We start from the raw sequence: 14,457 nt of genomic DNA, 5'->3' as shown, positions 1-14,457 counted from the left end.
GCCTGAACCGCCTGCGGGCCAGTCAGCCTGGCGGAGTTTCACCGGAGGGGTCAGCCGCCGCCGTCCTGCAGCGGGGTCACCCGGTCGAGCAGTTCCCCCAGCTCCCGCTCCAGGGCCGCCAGATCCAGGCGCCACTCGGGCCAGGCCCCGGCGTCGATCTGGCGCAGGAGCCAGAGCCGGTCGGCCTGGAGCTTCTCGATCAGCTCCGCTGTGGGGATTGGGGCCTGCGGGGGTTCAGCCTTCCCTGGGTCCTCCGGTTGTTCCGGGGGCTGGGCTGTTCCCCGGGACTCGGCTGTTCCCGGGGGGGCGGAAGGCGCGGCGTTCGCGGGCGGCGTGGACTCGCCGGGACGGGGGGGACTGGACATCGCGGCGGCCGGGCTGATCGTGGAGGATGGCGTCATGCAAGCACTTTTCTCCCCAGGGAGTCTCGTCACGGTGGCCGGCGCCGCGCTGTCCGTGATCGGCTGGATCGGTTACGCGACGGGCAACCCCAACCTCAGCCTTCCCACCATCTTCTACGGCATCCCGATTCTGCTGGGGGGGCTGGCCCTGAAGTCCTCGGAGCTCCCTCCCCCCGAGCGTCTCAACCCTGCGGGTCCGTTCAAGGCCCTGCGCGAACGACCGGAGAGTGAGCCGCTGCGCAAGCTCCTGGCCGATGTGATGCGCTGGCGCTACGGCCAGAAAGCCCATCTCGAGAGCTCCCTGGAGGTGCTCAAGCTCTGGGACGAGGACGAGCCCCCCCAGCTGCTGGCCGTCGAGGAGCTCGACCATGCCGGGCAGTACGGCCTGAGCCTGCGCTTCGACGCCGGCGCCGTGCCCTTCGAGCGCTGGCAGGCGCAACAGGAGCGTCTGGGCCGCTTCTTCGGTGCCGGCCTCTGCTGTGAACTGGAACAGCTCCAGGGGGGGCGCTTCACCCTGCGGCTGCTGCCCCAGCCCGCCTCCAGTTGAGAGCTCCTGCCGAACCACTCCCCATCAGCCCCATCGTGAGCCCCGATCCCACCATCAACCAGACCGATGCCCTGCGGGTGTCGGTGCTCAGCGAAGCCCTTCCCTACATCCAGCGCTTCAGCGGTCGCCGCGTCGTGGTCAAGTACGGCGGCGCGGCCATGGTCCAGGAGGAGCTGCGCGATGCCGTGTACCGCGACCTGGTGCTGCTCAGTTCCGTCGGGGTGCAGCCGGTGATCGTCCACGGCGGCGGCCCGGAGATCAACGAGTGGCTGGCCCGGCTCAACATCGCGCCGGAGTTCCGGGGAGGGCTGCGGGTGACCACCCCCGAAACCATGGATGTGGTGGAGATGGTTCTGGTCGGTCGGGTCAACAAGCACATCGTCAACGGCCTCCACAAGGTGGGGGGCCGGGCCGTGGGCCTCTGCGGCAGTGACGGATCGCTCGTGACGGCCCGCACCTATGGCGAGGGATGCAACGGGCTCGTGGGCGAGGTGGCGGCCGTGGACCCCTCGGTGCTCGGCCCCCTCCTCGATGCCGGCTACATCCCGGTGATCTCCAGCGTGGCCGCCGATCGCGAGGGCCAGGCCCACAACATCAATGCCGACACGGTCGCCGGCGAGCTGGCCGCGGCCCTCCAGGCCGAGAAGCTCATCCTGCTCACCGACACGGCCGGCATCCTGCGCAACCGCAGCGATCCCGGCTCGCTGATCCGTCAGCTGACCCTCGCGGGTGCCCGTGAGCTGATCGCCACGGGGGTGGTGGAGGGGGGCATGACCCCCAAGACCCAGTGCTGCATCCGGGCCCTCGCCCAGGGGGTGGCCGCGGCCCACATCGTCGATGGCCGGGTGCCCCATGCCCTGCTGCTGGAGGTGTTCACGGACGCGGGCATCGGCACCATGGTGGTGGGCAGTCCCCAGCTGCTCGAGAGCTGAGGCCAAGCGTCCTCCCCCATGGCTGACGATCCCTTCCTCCCGGCGCGCCTCAGCCTCGAACGGGGCGACTATGGCCAGGTGCTGCGCACCCTGGCGGATCTGGCTCCGGCCCATCCCCCGGCCACCGCCCAGGGAGCCCAGTTGCAGCTGCTGATGGCCACCGCCTGGATGGGACAGGGCAACACCGCGCAGGCGATGGCCTGCTGCCGTCAGGTGAAGCGCTGCAGTGACCCCGGTCTGCGGGCCCAGGCCAGGGATCTGCTCACGGTGCTGGAGGCTCCCGCCCTCGAGCGTCCGCGCCGGTGGTCCATCACCCTGCCGGCGCTGGGCGAGGCCGAGCCCCTGGCCGGGGGGATGCAGCAGCTGGCACGCCGCCGCCGCCGGGCCCAGCGTCCGGCGCCGCCCCCCCCACCACCGGTGGGCCCCACCCGGCCGCCGCTCGGTTTCGCCGCGCTGGTGCTCGCGCTGCTGCTGCTGGCGATGCTGCTCGGAGGATGCGGCACCCTCCGCAGCGAGCTCCACTTCCATGGTCCCGGACGCCTCCAGGTGGGGCAGCGGCTGGGGCATGACGCGGCTGGGGTGCCGACGCCGTGGGAGCGCCAGTTCGGATCGGCCCTGCGGCAGGCCGGCCTGAAGCCCGCCGCCGCCGATCCGGGCCCCACAGGGGAGCGGTTGCTGGCTCCGGTGATGCCCGCGGCCGAGGCCCTCGAGCTGCTGGCGGCCAACGTCGCCGAGGCGGCCCGCCTGGCGGGCATGGCGATGCCCCGCCCCAGGCTCGAATGGCACGAGCGCAACTGGCTGGTGGGGGTCCAGCAGCGGCTGGTGGTGGAGGTCGATCTCAGCCAGGCCGATCCCCTGCCGGGCGCTGGCCTGAGTCTGGATCTCGAGCCCCTGCGTCCGGCCGCGGTGCGCCGCGCCAGCCCCGAAGCGGCGGTGGTGCTCTCCGCCGTCCGGGGAGTCCGCTGGCCGCTTCGCTGTGGCGCCGTCAATGCCCTGGAGGTCCGCTGCTGGCGCTGGAGCCCCCTCGGCCTCGGCGCGGGGGCCATCCTGCTCGGCCTGTCGGTGGTGCTGCTGCTGGGGCGCCTGCGCCAGCAGCTGGGTTTCGGCCTGCCCGGCCTGCCGGCCTAGAGGTTGATCGGGTCCGGGTCGATGGCCAGGCCGACACCGCTCGGCAGGGTCTGCCGCAGGATCGTCTCCGGCGGCAGGGGCAGGCACGGCGATTGGGATGGGTCCGGCTCGGCCGGACCATGCAGGAGGAGCTGCCAGCGGCTGCGGCCAGCCACCCGCGCCACCGGGGCGGGGGCCGGACCGATCAGCCACCACCCGGCGGCCTCCACCGCGGGCCTCAGCAACTCCGCGACGGCCGCCGCCGCCGTCGCGGTCCGGCTGGCCTGGGGGCCGCTGAAGCGCAGCAGACAGGCCCGGCTGAACGGCACCAGCCCGCCATGGCGGCGCAGCTCCAGTTCACTGGCCAGGAACCGGTCGTAGCGCCCATCGACCAGATGCCGGATCACCGGATGGTCCGGGCTGTAGGTCTGCACCAGCACCTCCCCAGGCCGCTCACCCCGTCCCGCCCGTCCGGCGAGCTGGAGCAGCAGTTGCAGGCACTGCTCCGAGGCGCGCAGATCCGGGCGGTGCAGCAGGCCGTCGGCGGCCAGCACCGCCGCCAGGGTCACCCGGGGCAGGTCCATGCCCTTGGCCAGCATCTGGGTGCCCACCAGCACATCGGCATCCCCGGCGGCGAAGCGCTCCAGCAGCCGCCGATGGCCATCGCGCCCACGGGTGGTGTCCCGGTCGAAGCGCAGCACCCGCAGGCCCTCGAGTTCTTCCCCGAGTTGTTCCATCACCCGCTGGGTCCCGGCTCCGAACGGCTTGAATGCCGTCGAACCGCAGTGCCCGCAGCGGGTCTGCATCTCGGCGCGGTGGTCGCACCAGTGACAGCGGAGCCATTCCTGGCTGCCGGAACGATGGACGGTGAGAGCCACGTCGCAGTGGGGGCACAGCACCGCCTCGCCGCAGCTGCGGCAGCTCAGGAAGGTGCGATAACCGCGGCGCGGCACCAGAACGACCGCCTGCTCACCCCGCTCCTGAAGGCCCTGGAGCCGGGTCATCAGCGGTCGGCTGAGCAGGCGGCGGTGCCCCGCGGCCAGCTCCTGCCGCATGTCCACCAGCCGTACCGGCGGGAGCGGGCGGCCGCCGATGCGCTCGCGCAGCCGGAGCAGGGTGGTCTGCCTGGGGCCGGTGGTGTGGCAGGCGAGCCAGGTTTCCAGGGCCGGCGTGGCGCTGCCCAGCAGCAGCACGGCCCCGGTCTGCTCCGCCCGCAGCCGCGCCACCTCGCGGGCGTGATAGCAGGGCATCGGACTCTCCTGCTTGTACGAGGTGTCGTGCTCCTCGTCGAGCACGATCAGACCCGGCTGACCCAGGGGAAGGAAGACGGCCGAACGGGTTCCCACGGCCACCAGCGGCTCCCCCTCCAGGCAGCGCCGCCAGGCGGCGACCCGCTCGCCTTCGCTGAGGCCGCTGTGGTACTCGACGACGGCGGCGCCGAAGCGGCGCCTGCAGCGGTCGAGCAGCTGGGGGATCAGACCGATCTCCGGCGTGAGCAGCAGGCTGCTGCGGCCTGCCGCCAGGTGCCGGGCGGCCGCCTGAAGGTACACCTCCGTCTTGCCTGCACCGGTCACGCCCCACAGCAGGAACGACTGGCCCGGCCCAGCTGTCTCCAGGGCCTGGATGGCCTGGGCCTGCGCAGGGGTGAGGGGCTGGGGCGCTTCGAGCGGCTCGCCGCTGCAGCCGCCTTCTCCTCCGGGTCGGGCGGCCCTGCGCCGCAGCAGTCCCCGGCCTTCCAGCGCCTGCACCACGCTGCGGCTGAATCCGGCTCTGCCGCAGAGTTCCCGCAGGGGGACGGGGGCGGCTGCGCTCTCCAGATGGCTGAGCAGGGCCCGCTGGCGCTCTGTCAGGCGCTCCGTCAGGCGCTCATCCCCTCCGACCGGCCGGACGGGTTCCACCACCCAGATCGGTCGGGGCGCCCCGGTCCGGCTGGCCCGCCGCTGCCCCAGCCAGCCCGGCGGCAGGGCACTTTTCAGGGTCTTGAAGACACTGGTGTGGCAGTGTCCTGCCACAGCCGTGATCAGGCTCTGCCACGTCCCGTCGACGGCGGCGCTCTGCAGGATCGCCTCCACCGGCAGCAGCCGGCGGCCCCGGAGTTCCTCGGGGGGCTGCCGGAGGCCGTCGACGACCAGGCCGCTGTGCAGGCGGCCCTGCAGCCGGACCTGCACCAGATCCCCGATGCCCACAGGCAGATCCAGGGGATTGGCATAGGTGAACACCTGTCCCTCGCGGCCGGCCTCGAGCCAGATCTGCAGCCACGGGCTCAGCAAACTTGCAAAGGTCTCCGGGCATTCATAGGATGGTGCTGTTGGGCAGTCCAATGGCTGCCGTCGGAACCAGGCAGAGTTCCGTCCAGTGGGAAGACCTGAAGAGAGAGCCCTGGGATTACCCCCATCCAAGCCCTCCGGTCTGCGACCACCCCTGACAGCACTGCTCCGGCTCCGGCCACCTCCATGCGCTGCCGACAGCTTTTTCCACCGTTGGCCCAGCCGCTGACCGCCCCCGCTCTCCTGTCTGACGTCCACCCCTGACCTGACGGTCGCCGCTGGGTAGCTCCCGAGGGAGTTGTCCCCTGCTGCGCAGGCTTCGTCTTGGTTTCAGTCGTCCACCCCACGGTGGAAGACTGGTCCTGAGGCCTGGCTGGTCTGTTCGCACCGCGGTGCATCCCCATCGCTGTTCGTTCCGGTTCCTGGCCGTCCAGCTCCCAGCCGTCCCCCAGGCAGCCCGCCGCCTGTTTCTCAGGCCCGGCCAGAGCGTGCCTCTTCCCGTCCACCAGGATCCCCGTCTCCCCGTTCACCCTTTCGTCCCAGCCGCCCGTTCGTCCATGAGCCCTGCAGTTGCCAGCCCCAAGTCCGCTCCCGAGATCCTGATGGTGGCGACGGCAGCGGGGGGGGCGGTCCAGGTGACCGCCAAGGGTTCAGGCCAGGAACCAGACACCACGGCCAGCAAGGTCGCCCCGAAGCCCAAGGCTGCGGCCGGGGGCAAGGCCAAGGCCGCCGCCAAGTCCTCCGCCAAGCCCAAGGCCGCCTCCCGGACCGCCAAGGCAGCAGGCGCCAAGCCCGGCTCCACGGCTGATCTGGATGCGGCGGCGGACCAGCTGCTCGCCTCGGCCTCGGCCTCTCCGGCAGAAACGGCCGACAAGGACGACAAGGCGGCCAAGGCGCTGGCGAGCATCAAGGTCGGCCCCAAGGGGGTCTACACCGAGGACTCGATCCGGGTCTATCTGCAGGAAATCGGCCGCATTCGTCTGCTGAGGCCCGACGAGGAAATCGAACTGGCCCGCAAGATCGCCGACCTGCTCCAGCTGGAGGAGCTGGCGGCCCAGTTCGAGGCCGACCACGGCCACTATCCGGACACCAAGGAATGGGCGGCCCTGGTGGAGATGCCCCTGATCAAGTTCCGCCGCCGGCTGATGCTCGGCCGCCGGGCCAAGGAAAAGATGGTGCAGTCGAACCTGCGGCTGGTGGTGTCGATCGCCAAGAAGTACATGAACCGGGGCCTGAGCTTCCAGGACCTGATCCAGGAAGGCAGTCTCGGCCTGATCCGCGCCGCCGAGAAGTTCGACCACGAGAAGGGCTACAAGTTCTCCACCTATGCCACCTGGTGGATCCGTCAGGCGATCACCCGCGCCATTGCCGACCAGAGCCGCACGATCCGGCTGCCGGTCCACCTCTACGAGACCATTTCGCGCATCAAGAAAACCACCAAGACCCTCTCCCAGGAGTTCGGCCGCAAGCCCACGGAGGAGGAGATCGCCGAGTCGATGGAGATGACCATCGAGAAGCTGCGCTTCATCGCCAAGAGTGCCCAGCTGCCGATCTCCCTGGAGACGCCGATCGGCAAGGAAGAGGATTCCCGTCTCGGTGACTTCATCGAAGCCGACATCGAAAACCCCGAGCAGGACGTCGCCAAGAACCTGCTGCGCGAAGATCTGGAAGGTGTGCTGGCCACCCTCAGCCCCCGGGAACGGGATGTGCTGCGGCTGCGCTACGGCCTCGATGACGGCCGCATGAAGACCCTGGAGGAAATCGGCCAGATTTTCGATGTCACGCGGGAACGCATCCGCCAGATCGAAGCCAAGGCCCTGCGCAAGCTGCGCCATCCCAACCGGAACGGCGTGCTGAAGGAATACATCAAGTAACTCTCGGCCCCCTCCCCCCTCGGCGGACCCCGGGTCGCTCGACCATCCTGTAGGAGGGGACCGTTGTGTTCCACCTCTGATGGCTGAAGCCCTTGCCGACCTCCGGGGCCTCCGCACGGCTCCCCACCTCGACGCCTCCCAGCGTGAGCAGCTGCGCAGCGAGCTTCTGCTCCGCATGCAGGCCTGTGACTGGTTCACGGTCGGGGTGATGGCCCCCACGGCCAGGCAGGCGGTGCAGGTGCTGCGTTCCCTGGAGTCCGAGCTCGGCTGGCAACCCCTGGAGCCGGACCCGGCCGGTGAGAGCCTCGAGATGGTCGAGGGTCCGGTGTTCCTGAAGGCCAACCAGCACACCGGACGGTTTCTGCTGCGCCGTGAGCAGGGACTCGGGGAGGGATTGCTGATCACGGGCCACAACCCGGCCGAGCCGGCGGTGGAGGATACGTGGGGCCCCCTGCCACTCGACTGCTTCGGCTGAAGGGCCTGATGGCCCTGCGAGGGACTGCCGAACCTCCAACCCGATCACGGACCATCGCAAGCGGCTGCTGCGGGAACGTCAGTCCCTAGGCTGGGCGGCTGTTGATCGGCAGTTCGACTGCCAACCGAAGGTTCTCGATGGCCGGCTCCACCCTGCGCATTGCCTCCCGCCGCAGCCAGCTCGCCATGGTGCAGACCCACTGGGTGCGCGATGAGCTGGCCAGGGCCCACGCCGGCCTGGAGATCAGCATCGAGGCGATGGCCACCCAGGGGGACAAGATCCTGGATGTGGCCCTGGCCAAGATCGGCGACAAGGGGCTCTTCACCAAGGAACTGGAAGCCCAGATGCTGGTGGACCGGGCGGACATCGCCGTCCACAGCCTCAAGGACCTGCCGACCAACCTGCCCGAAGGGCTGATGCTCGGCTGCATCACCGAGCGGGAAGACCCGGCCGATGCCCTCGTCGTGCACGCCAAACACAGCGACAGGAGCCTGGCGACCCTGCCGGAGGGTGCGGTCGTCGGCACCAGCTCCCTGCGCCGGCTGGCCCAGCTGCGCCATCACTTCCCCCACCTCACCTTCAAGGACGTGCGGGGCAATGTGATCACCCGGCTGGAAAAGCTGGATGCCGGCGAGTTCGATTGCCTGATCCTGGCCGCCGCGGGGCTGGGTCGCCTGGGCCTGGGCGGGCGGATCCATGAGCTGATCGATCCCTCGATCTCCCTGCATGCCGTCGGCCAGGGTGCCCTGGGCATCGAGTGCCGCGAGGGGGATGAGGCCGTGCTGGCCCAGATCAAGGTGCTCGAGCACCTCCCCACAGCCCGTCGCTGCCTGGCGGAGCGGGCCTTCCTGCACGAGCTCGAGGGGGGCTGCCAGGTGCCGATCGGGGTCAACACCCGCTTCAGCGGCGACGACGACACCGGCGAGCTGATCCTCACCGGCATGGTGGCCAGCCTCGATGGTCTCCGGCTGATCCGCGATGAAGCGCGTGGGCCGCAGGAGGACCCGGAGGCCATCGGCAGGGGCCTGGCGCACCGCCTCAGGGAGCAGGGGGCTGGCGAGATCCTGGAGGAGATCTTTGCAAGCGTCCGGCCCGAGGCCTGAGGCCCCAACGCCTGGCTCCGCCGAGGCTGGCCGCCAGCCCTTTCAGTGGAACCTGCTCGCCTGGGCCGCCCTGGTCGGCGGCCTCACCGGGCTCGCGGTGGTGGCTTTCCACGAGCTGCTCGGTCTGATCAACAACGGACTGTTCGGTCCCCTCGTCGAAGTGCTCCTCAGCGTCGGTCGTGCACCTCTGAGCGAGCCCCCGCCCGAGCTGGTCCAGTTGCCGCCCCAGAGCGGCACACCCCTGCGCGCCCTGCTGCAGATCGGCCTGGGGGGGCTGGGATTTCTGCCGCCGCCGCCCGCCAGCCTCGAGCCGCCCCCCCTGCCCGTCTCCGGGCTGCCCGACTGGATCAACCTCTGGCCGGTGGTGGTCGTCCCCACCCTCGGGGGGCTGGCCGTGGGTCTGCTGCGCCGTCTGGGCGGCGATCTCGGGCCCGGCCTCCCCAGTCTGCTGGCCATGGCGGATGGGGCTGTCCCCCCCATGCCCCGGCTTCCAGCCCTGCGGCTGCTGGGTGCTTCCCTGAGCCTCGGCAGCGGCGCTTCCCTGGGCCCCGAGGGCCCGAGTGTGGAAAGCGGCGGCAACCTGGGCCTCTGGGTCGCCCTGCGGGCCGGGCTGCCTCCCCAGAGCCAGAAAGCCCTCGTGGCGGCGGGGGTGGCGGCGGGGCTGGCTGCCGGCTTCAAGGCCCCCATCGCCGGGGTGTTCTTTGCCTTCGAGGGGAGTTTCAGCGCCATTCAGGGCCGGCCGAGTCTGCGGGCGGTGCTGGTGGCGGCGGTCGCCTCGGCCCTGGTGACCCAGCTGGTGCTCGGGGATGCACCGATCCTGCGGCTGCCGGCCTACGAGGTGCGTTCACCCCTGGAGCTGCCGTTGTACCTGGGGCTTGGGCTCCTGGCGAGCCTGGTGTCCTGGCTGCTCCTGACGGTGCTTGCCCTGGGCCGCAGCGATCGGCTGCAAGGCGCGCTGGCCCGCCTGCCGGTCGGACTTCCCACGGCCCTGGGGGGGGCGGCGGTGGGCGTGATGGCCCTGGGGTTTCCCCAGGTGCTCGGCGTCGGCTACGACACGATCGAGGCCCTGCTCGGGCGCGACGGGGGCATCCCCCTGCTGGCCCTGCTGGTGCTGCTGGGGATGAAGCTGCTGGCCACGGCCATCAGCAATGCCACCGGGTTCGTGGGCGGTGGCTTTGCCCCCTCCCTGGTGCTGGGAGCGGTGCTGGGCAACTGCTACGGCCAGGTGCTGGGCGATGGCTGGCTGCACCTGCCGATTGCCGAGCCACCCGCCTATGCCATGGTCGGCATGGCGGCCGTGCTGGCGGGCAGCGCGCGGGCGCCGCTCACGGCCCTGTTGCTGCTGTTCGAGCTCACCCATGACATCCGGATCGTGCTGCCGCTGATGGCGGCTGCCGGCTTGAGTGCTCTCCTGGTGGAACGCTGGCAGGGGATCAGCGATCCCGGTCTGCTCGGCCCCGACGCCGAGGAGGAGCGCCGCCGGCGTGAACTCGCCGCCGTCGGCGTCAGCGAGGCCTTCGAACCCGAAGCTCCCCTGGTGCTGCCGGCGGAGTCTCCGGCCGTGACAGCCCTGGCCGAGCTGGTGGCGGCCCATGGTCACTGCCTGGTGGTGGCCGAGGGGCAGTGGGTGATCGGCCTGGTGACCCTGGCGGATCTTCAGCGGGTGATCAGCGCCCGCTCGGACTCCCCCGGCGCTCGGTCCGGCGCCACGCCTCTGCTGCGGGACTGCCTCCGGGGCGATCTGGTCTGGCTGCCTGAATCGGCCCATCTGGCGCAGCTGGAGGATCAGCTCGCCCCCACGGGCTGCCGCCAGGTGCCGGTGTTCGCGGTGGAGGCGATCCGGGCCGGGGTTCTGCCCCATGGCCTGCCGAATCCCGGCCTGGCGGTGGCCTCGCTGCGGGGACTGGCCAGCCGGGACGGCATGGCCAGAGCCCTTGCCCGCCGGATGATGCTGCCGGCGCAGCCCTGAGGGTCGCCGGTCAGGGCTGCTTCAGGCCCACAGGGAGATTCAGGCCTGCTCGCGCTGCACGGCGCCGAAGTGGCTCACATCCAGTCCGCTGGCGATGGGGTCGGCATCGGCCAGACGGGCGATGATCCGATGCAGGTCGAGCACGGAGAGTTCCCCGTCGCTGGACCATTTGAGGGCCGTGCTGTGCTCCTGCTCCATCACCTGACCCCAGCTGCCGCGCGCTCCGGCACCACCGCCAGAGCAGGAGGACAGCTCTCCGGCTCCACCCTGGTGTGAATGCGGGGGATGCACAGGAATCATCGGCCACAAATCTGAACCGGAAACTTACGCTCAAGCCCCTCAGATTCGTCCATGCCGGGGGGCGATCTCAAGAATCTCTTTCGGTTCAGTGATGGTGTGCATGGAGCGGGGGACGAGCGGGGTCCCGATGGCGCCCATGGAGCCCCGTTCAGGGCCTCAGCGTTGGACGATCACCGGGGTCCCCACCTCGACCCGATCGAACAGCTCGCGCACGTGGGGGGTCAGCATGCGCACGCACCCATTGGAGACGGCCGCGCGGGAGGTGACGGTCCAGGCCCAGGCGGTGGGGGTGCCATGGATGCCGTACTGGTTGGCACCGCTCTGCTTGAAGCCGATCCAGCGGTCCCCCAGAGGCCCCTGGGGCCCGACGGTGGCGTTGACCTTGCCGCTGCGGGTGCTCTGGTAGCGCGGATTGATCACCTTGTTCTCCACCGCGAAGCGCCCCACGGGGGTGGGGGTGCTGGGATCGCCGATGGCCACCGGCCAGCTGCCCACGACCTTGCCGTTCTCCCGCAGGCTGATCTGGCGCCTGCCCAGCTCCAGCACGATTTCGCGGTTCACCGTGGCCGGCACCACGGTGGTGGTGCTCGAGCTGGTGCTGCTGCCGGGGGCTGCGCTGGGCGCCGTGGCCTCGGCCGTCCAGCCTGCGGTCTGTCCCAGGGGCACCAGGAGAGCGGCGCTGAGGAGTCCGAGGGCTCCGGCGCCGAACCGCTGGAACTGGGTGGGGCGGTGGGGCTGCATCACGGCAATGGATCGGATCGGGGATGGTGGCTGGGACGAGGGCTGGGGCGGCGTTCCCGGCAGGAAACAGGAGCGGCCGCCCGGGTGGCGCGCGGCGCCTCAGTTCACCAGTTTGGCGTCGATCTCAGCCTGGTAGCGGGCCTCGCACGCCTTGACGATGGTCACGGCTTCGGCGCTCTCGAAGAAGCCATTCACCTTGCAGGTGCCGGGCTTCTTGAGGTCCTTGTAGTGCTCCCAGTAGTACTGGGTCTCCTTGAGCCAGTGATCCCCCAGCTGGGTGTAACTGGTGATGTGGTCCATCCGTTTGTCGTCCGCCAGCACGGCGATCACCTTGTCGTCGACCTCACCGCCATCGTCGAATTTCATGACGCCGATGATCCGAGCCTCCACCAGGGAGCCTGGAACCAGGGGTTCGGTGACGCCCACGATCTCGATATCCAGGGGGTCGCCGTCCTCGTCCCAGGTGCGGGGGATGCAGCCGTAGGCAAAGGGATAGGCCAGCGAGGAGTAGCCCACGCGATCGAGCTTCAGGTGGCCGGTTTCGGTGATCAGCTCGTACTTGTTGATCGTCATGGAGTTGAGCTCCACGATCGCGTTCAGCCGCAGCTCCGCTTCATCGGCAAAGGCCGGCAGCACATGCAGCAGGTTCAGCATCGTGCGGCTGGGGGCGTGGTCGATGTTCGCCATCAAGCAGGTTCGGTGGGCGGCCGGCATCCTAGGGATCGGCTCCGGAGCCGATTGCGCTAGCCCTGCAGCTGCCCCAGCTTCCGCTCCAGATAGGCCAGGAAGGGTGCAGCGGAGAGGGCGCTGCCGCAGACCTGCGCCACCAGTTCCTCCCCATCCACCTGGCGGCCGAGGGGCCAGACATGGCGGGCCAGCCACTGTTGCAGCCGTTCTTCCTCCCCTTGGGCCACGCAGTCTTCGATCGCCCCGGCTCCGCCGAGATCGCGCTCGAGGGCCTCGGCGAGCTGGGCACTGATCAGATGGCCGAGGGCGTAAGAGGGGAAATAACCGAACAGTCCCTCGGCCCAGTGGATGTCCTGCAGGCATCCTTCGGCGTCGCTGGCGGGCCGGACACCGAGGAGTTCGCCCATCCGCCGGTTCCAGTGGTGGGGGAGTTCCTCCACCGGCATGGCCTGCTCCAGCAGGGCCAGCTCCAGTTCGAAGCGCAGCACGATGTGCAGGCCGTAGCTGAGCTCATCGGCCTCCACGCGGATCAGGCCCGGTTTCAGCGGGTTGAGGGCGCGCCAGAAGCCGAAGGCCCCGTTCCAGGGATCGCTGCCCAGCCCCTGGCAGAAGCGGTGGTGCCAGCGCTCGGCGAAGGCCCGGCTGCGGGCCACCCTGCACTCCCAGAAGAGCGACTGGGATTCATGCACTCCCATCGAGGTGGCTTCCCCCAGGGGCCACGGGAAGTAGTGGTCGTCGGTGCGGGGCAGGCCCTGCTCGTAGAGCGAATGGCCCCACTCGTGGGCGGTGGCCAGAAAGGCCGACAGCGGCTGGCCTGGCACCACCCGGGTGGTGATGCGGAAGTCCTGGGGGCCGACGGTGCAGGAGAAGGGGTGGGCCGACCGCGAGCGCTGGCAGCGCTGGGGGTCGTAGCCCCAGCTGTCCAGCAGCTCGGCGCAGAGCCGCTCCTGCAGGGCCTCGGCCAGATCGCCGCCGGAGCCCTCCGGAGTGCTGCTGGGAGCCACCCGCTGGAGCAACGCCGGCAGCCCAGCCCTGAGGGGGGCAAACAGCTCCTCGAGCCGGGCCTTGCTCACATTCGGCTCAAAGGGCTGGGCCAGGATTTCCCAGGGGCTGCGGGCCACCGGCTCGGCAGCAGCCAGCTGGCTGGCCTGCTCCAGGCGCAGGCTGATCAGCTCGGCGAGCGCAGGAGCAAAGGTCCCGAAATCGTTGCGGGCGCGGGCGTCCTGCCAGACGGCATTGCCCCGGGACTGGGCCTTGGCCAGGGCACTCACCAGGGCTGGGTCCAGACAGCGCTGGCGCCCCAGCTCCAGCCGCAGCAGCTCCAGGTTGCGTCGCAGCTCCGGTGGCGCCTCGCTGTCGAGCTCCGCCTCAGCCGCCACCAGCAGTTCGGTGTAGGGCGCGCTGCTCTGGCGCTCATGCAGTTCACCCGCCAGCAGTGCCAGCTGCTGGCCCCGCCACTCGGCCCCGGCCGCCGGCATCACAGTGTTCTGGTCGTAGTAGAGCGCACTGCTGATCGATCCCAGCAGCCGGGTCTGATGCAGGTGGTCGCGGAGGCGCCGGAGCGCCGTGCCCGGTACGGCCATGGGGCGGGATCGTGCGGCTTCCCAGCATGGCGCCTGGCCATGGAACAGCCTGGCGGCGTTGGAGCCGCCTCCCTAGGGTTGAGCGCGCGTCTGCCGCGGAGCTGTGGGCATTCCGATCGACGGCATCGTCAACCCGAGGCTGGCCGATCGCCTGACCCGCTTCACGGGCGCCGCGAAGGTTGTCACCTACTACCTGGAACGGCAATCCGGTGTGCGAATGGTCGGGGGGCGCCGCAGGGCCACCACGGCGATGTCGTGGAGAGAATCGCGGCTGATTCGAAGGTTCCTGAACGGGATTGACAAGCTGACCGGCCTTTCCTTCGAGCGTGTGCCTTCCAGGGAGGAGGCCGTCATGGACATCTATGCACTGAAGCGTTATCTCGATCCAAATGTGATCGGATCCACCTTCTTCACGAAGGATGGTTACGATGTGACCTGGCAGAACATGAGGCGGGGCCTCGTGGGAATGGA

The 14,457-nt window shown here is 70.1% G+C and carries 14 protein-coding genes; 8 read left to right on the top strand and 6 right to left on the bottom strand.

Going from position 1 to position 14,457, the window contains the following annotated elements:
- Positions 1–50: 50 nt before the first annotated feature.
- On the bottom strand, positions 51–401 hold the full coding sequence (locus tag ACLNEE_RS09915; RefSeq protein ID WP_411422673.1) for a hypothetical protein: 351 nt from the start codon (positions 399–401) through the stop codon (positions 51–53).
- Between ACLNEE_RS09915 and ACLNEE_RS09910 the strand changes: the two genes are divergently transcribed.
- From ACLNEE_RS09910 to ACLNEE_RS09900, 3 genes are read left to right on the top strand one after another with little or no spacing between them, the layout of a single operon-like run.
- Positions 400–948, top strand: a complete 549-nt coding sequence (locus ACLNEE_RS09910; RefSeq protein WP_411422672.1) for a DUF2854 domain-containing protein — start codon at positions 400–402, stop codon at positions 946–948. The two genes, ACLNEE_RS09915 and ACLNEE_RS09910, sit on opposite strands and share 2 nt — an antisense overlap.
- Before the next feature lie 32 nt (positions 949–980).
- The gene (gene argB / locus ACLNEE_RS09905) at positions 981–1,880 is read left to right on the top strand and encodes an acetylglutamate kinase (protein WP_411422694.1); all 900 of its coding nucleotides are present in this window, start codon (positions 981–983) and stop codon (positions 1,878–1,880) included.
- An 18-nt stretch (positions 1,881–1,898) separates the two neighbouring features.
- Complete coding sequence (locus ACLNEE_RS09900; RefSeq protein WP_411422671.1) at positions 1,899–3,008, top strand: DUF3153 domain-containing protein; 1,110 nt, start codon at positions 1,899–1,901, stop codon at positions 3,006–3,008.
- On the opposite strand, the gene priA is transcribed toward ACLNEE_RS09900, so the two are convergent.
- Complete coding sequence (priA, locus tag ACLNEE_RS09895) at positions 3,005–5,257, bottom strand: replication restart helicase PriA (RefSeq protein ID WP_411422670.1); 2,253 nt, start codon at positions 5,255–5,257, stop codon at positions 3,005–3,007. The two genes, ACLNEE_RS09900 and priA, sit on opposite strands and share 4 nt — an antisense overlap.
- 554 nt (positions 5,258–5,811) lie before the next feature.
- On the opposite strand from priA, the gene rpoD reads away from it, so the two are divergent.
- The 4 genes from rpoD to ACLNEE_RS09875 all read left to right on the top strand — a co-directional run bounded on the left by rpoD (position 5,812) and on the right by ACLNEE_RS09875 (position 10,675).
- Positions 5,812–7,128 carry an RNA polymerase sigma factor RpoD gene (gene rpoD / locus ACLNEE_RS09890; protein WP_411422669.1) on the top strand — a complete coding sequence of 439 codons (1,317 nt, stop codon included), beginning with the start codon at positions 5,812–5,814 and terminating at the stop codon, positions 7,126–7,128.
- A 79-nt stretch (positions 7,129–7,207) separates the two neighbouring features.
- Positions 7,208–7,603 (top strand): DUF1824 family protein, encoded by a 396-nt coding sequence (locus tag ACLNEE_RS09885; RefSeq protein WP_411422668.1) that lies wholly within the window; start codon positions 7,208–7,210, stop codon positions 7,601–7,603.
- A gap of 137 nt (positions 7,604–7,740) precedes the next feature.
- Complete coding sequence (hemC, locus tag ACLNEE_RS09880) at positions 7,741–8,706, top strand: hydroxymethylbilane synthase (RefSeq protein ID WP_411422693.1); 966 nt, start codon at positions 7,741–7,743, stop codon at positions 8,704–8,706.
- Positions 8,681–10,675, top strand: coding sequence for a chloride channel protein (locus tag ACLNEE_RS09875; protein ID WP_411422667.1), 1,995 nt, complete (start codon positions 8,681–8,683; stop codon positions 10,673–10,675). Before hemC ends, ACLNEE_RS09875 begins: the two co-directional genes overlap by 26 nt.
- Positions 10,676–10,714: 39 nt before the next feature.
- Here the strand turns inward: ACLNEE_RS09875 and ACLNEE_RS09870 are convergent, their stop codons facing one another.
- The 4 genes from ACLNEE_RS09870 to ACLNEE_RS09855 form a co-directional block, all read right to left on the bottom strand.
- Entirely contained in the window at positions 10,715–10,873 is a 159-nt protein-coding gene (locus tag ACLNEE_RS09870) for a hypothetical protein (RefSeq protein ID WP_412007040.1), read from the bottom strand.
- A 258-nt stretch (positions 10,874–11,131) separates the two neighbouring features.
- Entirely contained in the window at positions 11,132–11,716 is a 585-nt protein-coding gene (locus ACLNEE_RS09865) for a L,D-transpeptidase (RefSeq protein WP_411422665.1), read from the bottom strand.
- A gap of 99 nt (positions 11,717–11,815) precedes the next feature.
- Positions 11,816–12,403, bottom strand: a complete 588-nt coding sequence (locus ACLNEE_RS09860) for an inorganic diphosphatase (RefSeq protein WP_411422664.1) — start codon at positions 12,401–12,403, stop codon at positions 11,816–11,818.
- Positions 12,404–12,459: 56 nt separating this feature from the next.
- Positions 12,460–13,986 (bottom strand): hypothetical protein, encoded by a 1,527-nt coding sequence (locus ACLNEE_RS09855; RefSeq protein ID WP_411422663.1) that lies wholly within the window; start codon positions 13,984–13,986, stop codon positions 12,460–12,462.
- Between the two features lie 103 nt (positions 13,987–14,089).
- On the opposite strand from ACLNEE_RS09855, the gene ACLNEE_RS09850 reads away from it, so the two are divergent.
- Positions 14,090–14,457: hypothetical protein (locus tag ACLNEE_RS09850; RefSeq protein WP_412007039.1), on the top strand; the 368-nt coding region annotated here is incomplete at its 3' end.

It is taken from the genome of Aphanothece stagnina RSMan2012, assembly GCF_046764815.1.
GTDB lineage: Bacteria > Cyanobacteriota > Cyanobacteriia > PCC-6307 > Cyanobiaceae > NIES-981.
This window is presented reverse-complemented; position numbering and strand designations above follow the sequence as displayed.

Coding starts and splice junctions, on each gene's coding strand:
- ACLNEE_RS09910 (WP_411422672.1), top strand. CDS start 400: ATGCAAGCACTTTTCTCCCCAGGGAGTCTCGTCACGGTGGCCGGCGCC.
- ACLNEE_RS09915 (WP_411422673.1), bottom strand. CDS start 401: ATGACGCCATCCTCCACGATCAGCCCGGCCGCCGCGATGTCCAGTCCC.
- ACLNEE_RS09900 (WP_411422671.1), top strand. CDS start 1,899: ATGGCTGACGATCCCTTCCTCCCGGCGCGCCTCAGCCTCGAACGGGGC.
- rpoD (WP_411422669.1), top strand. CDS start 5,812: ATGAGCCCTGCAGTTGCCAGCCCCAAGTCCGCTCCCGAGATCCTGATG.
- ACLNEE_RS09885 (WP_411422668.1), top strand. CDS start 7,208: ATGGCTGAAGCCCTTGCCGACCTCCGGGGCCTCCGCACGGCTCCCCAC.
- hemC (WP_411422693.1), top strand. CDS start 7,741: ATGGCCGGCTCCACCCTGCGCATTGCCTCCCGCCGCAGCCAGCTCGCC.
- ACLNEE_RS09870 (WP_412007040.1), bottom strand. CDS start 10,873: ATGGAGCAGGAGCACAGCACGGCCCTCAAATGGTCCAGCGACGGGGAA.
- ACLNEE_RS09865 (WP_411422665.1), bottom strand. CDS start 11,716: ATGCAGCCCCACCGCCCCACCCAGTTCCAGCGGTTCGGCGCCGGAGCC.
- ACLNEE_RS09860 (WP_411422664.1), bottom strand. CDS start 12,403: ATGGCGAACATCGACCACGCCCCCAGCCGCACGATGCTGAACCTGCTG.
- ACLNEE_RS09855 (WP_411422663.1), bottom strand. CDS start 13,986: ATGGCCGTACCGGGCACGGCGCTCCGGCGCCTCCGCGACCACCTGCAT.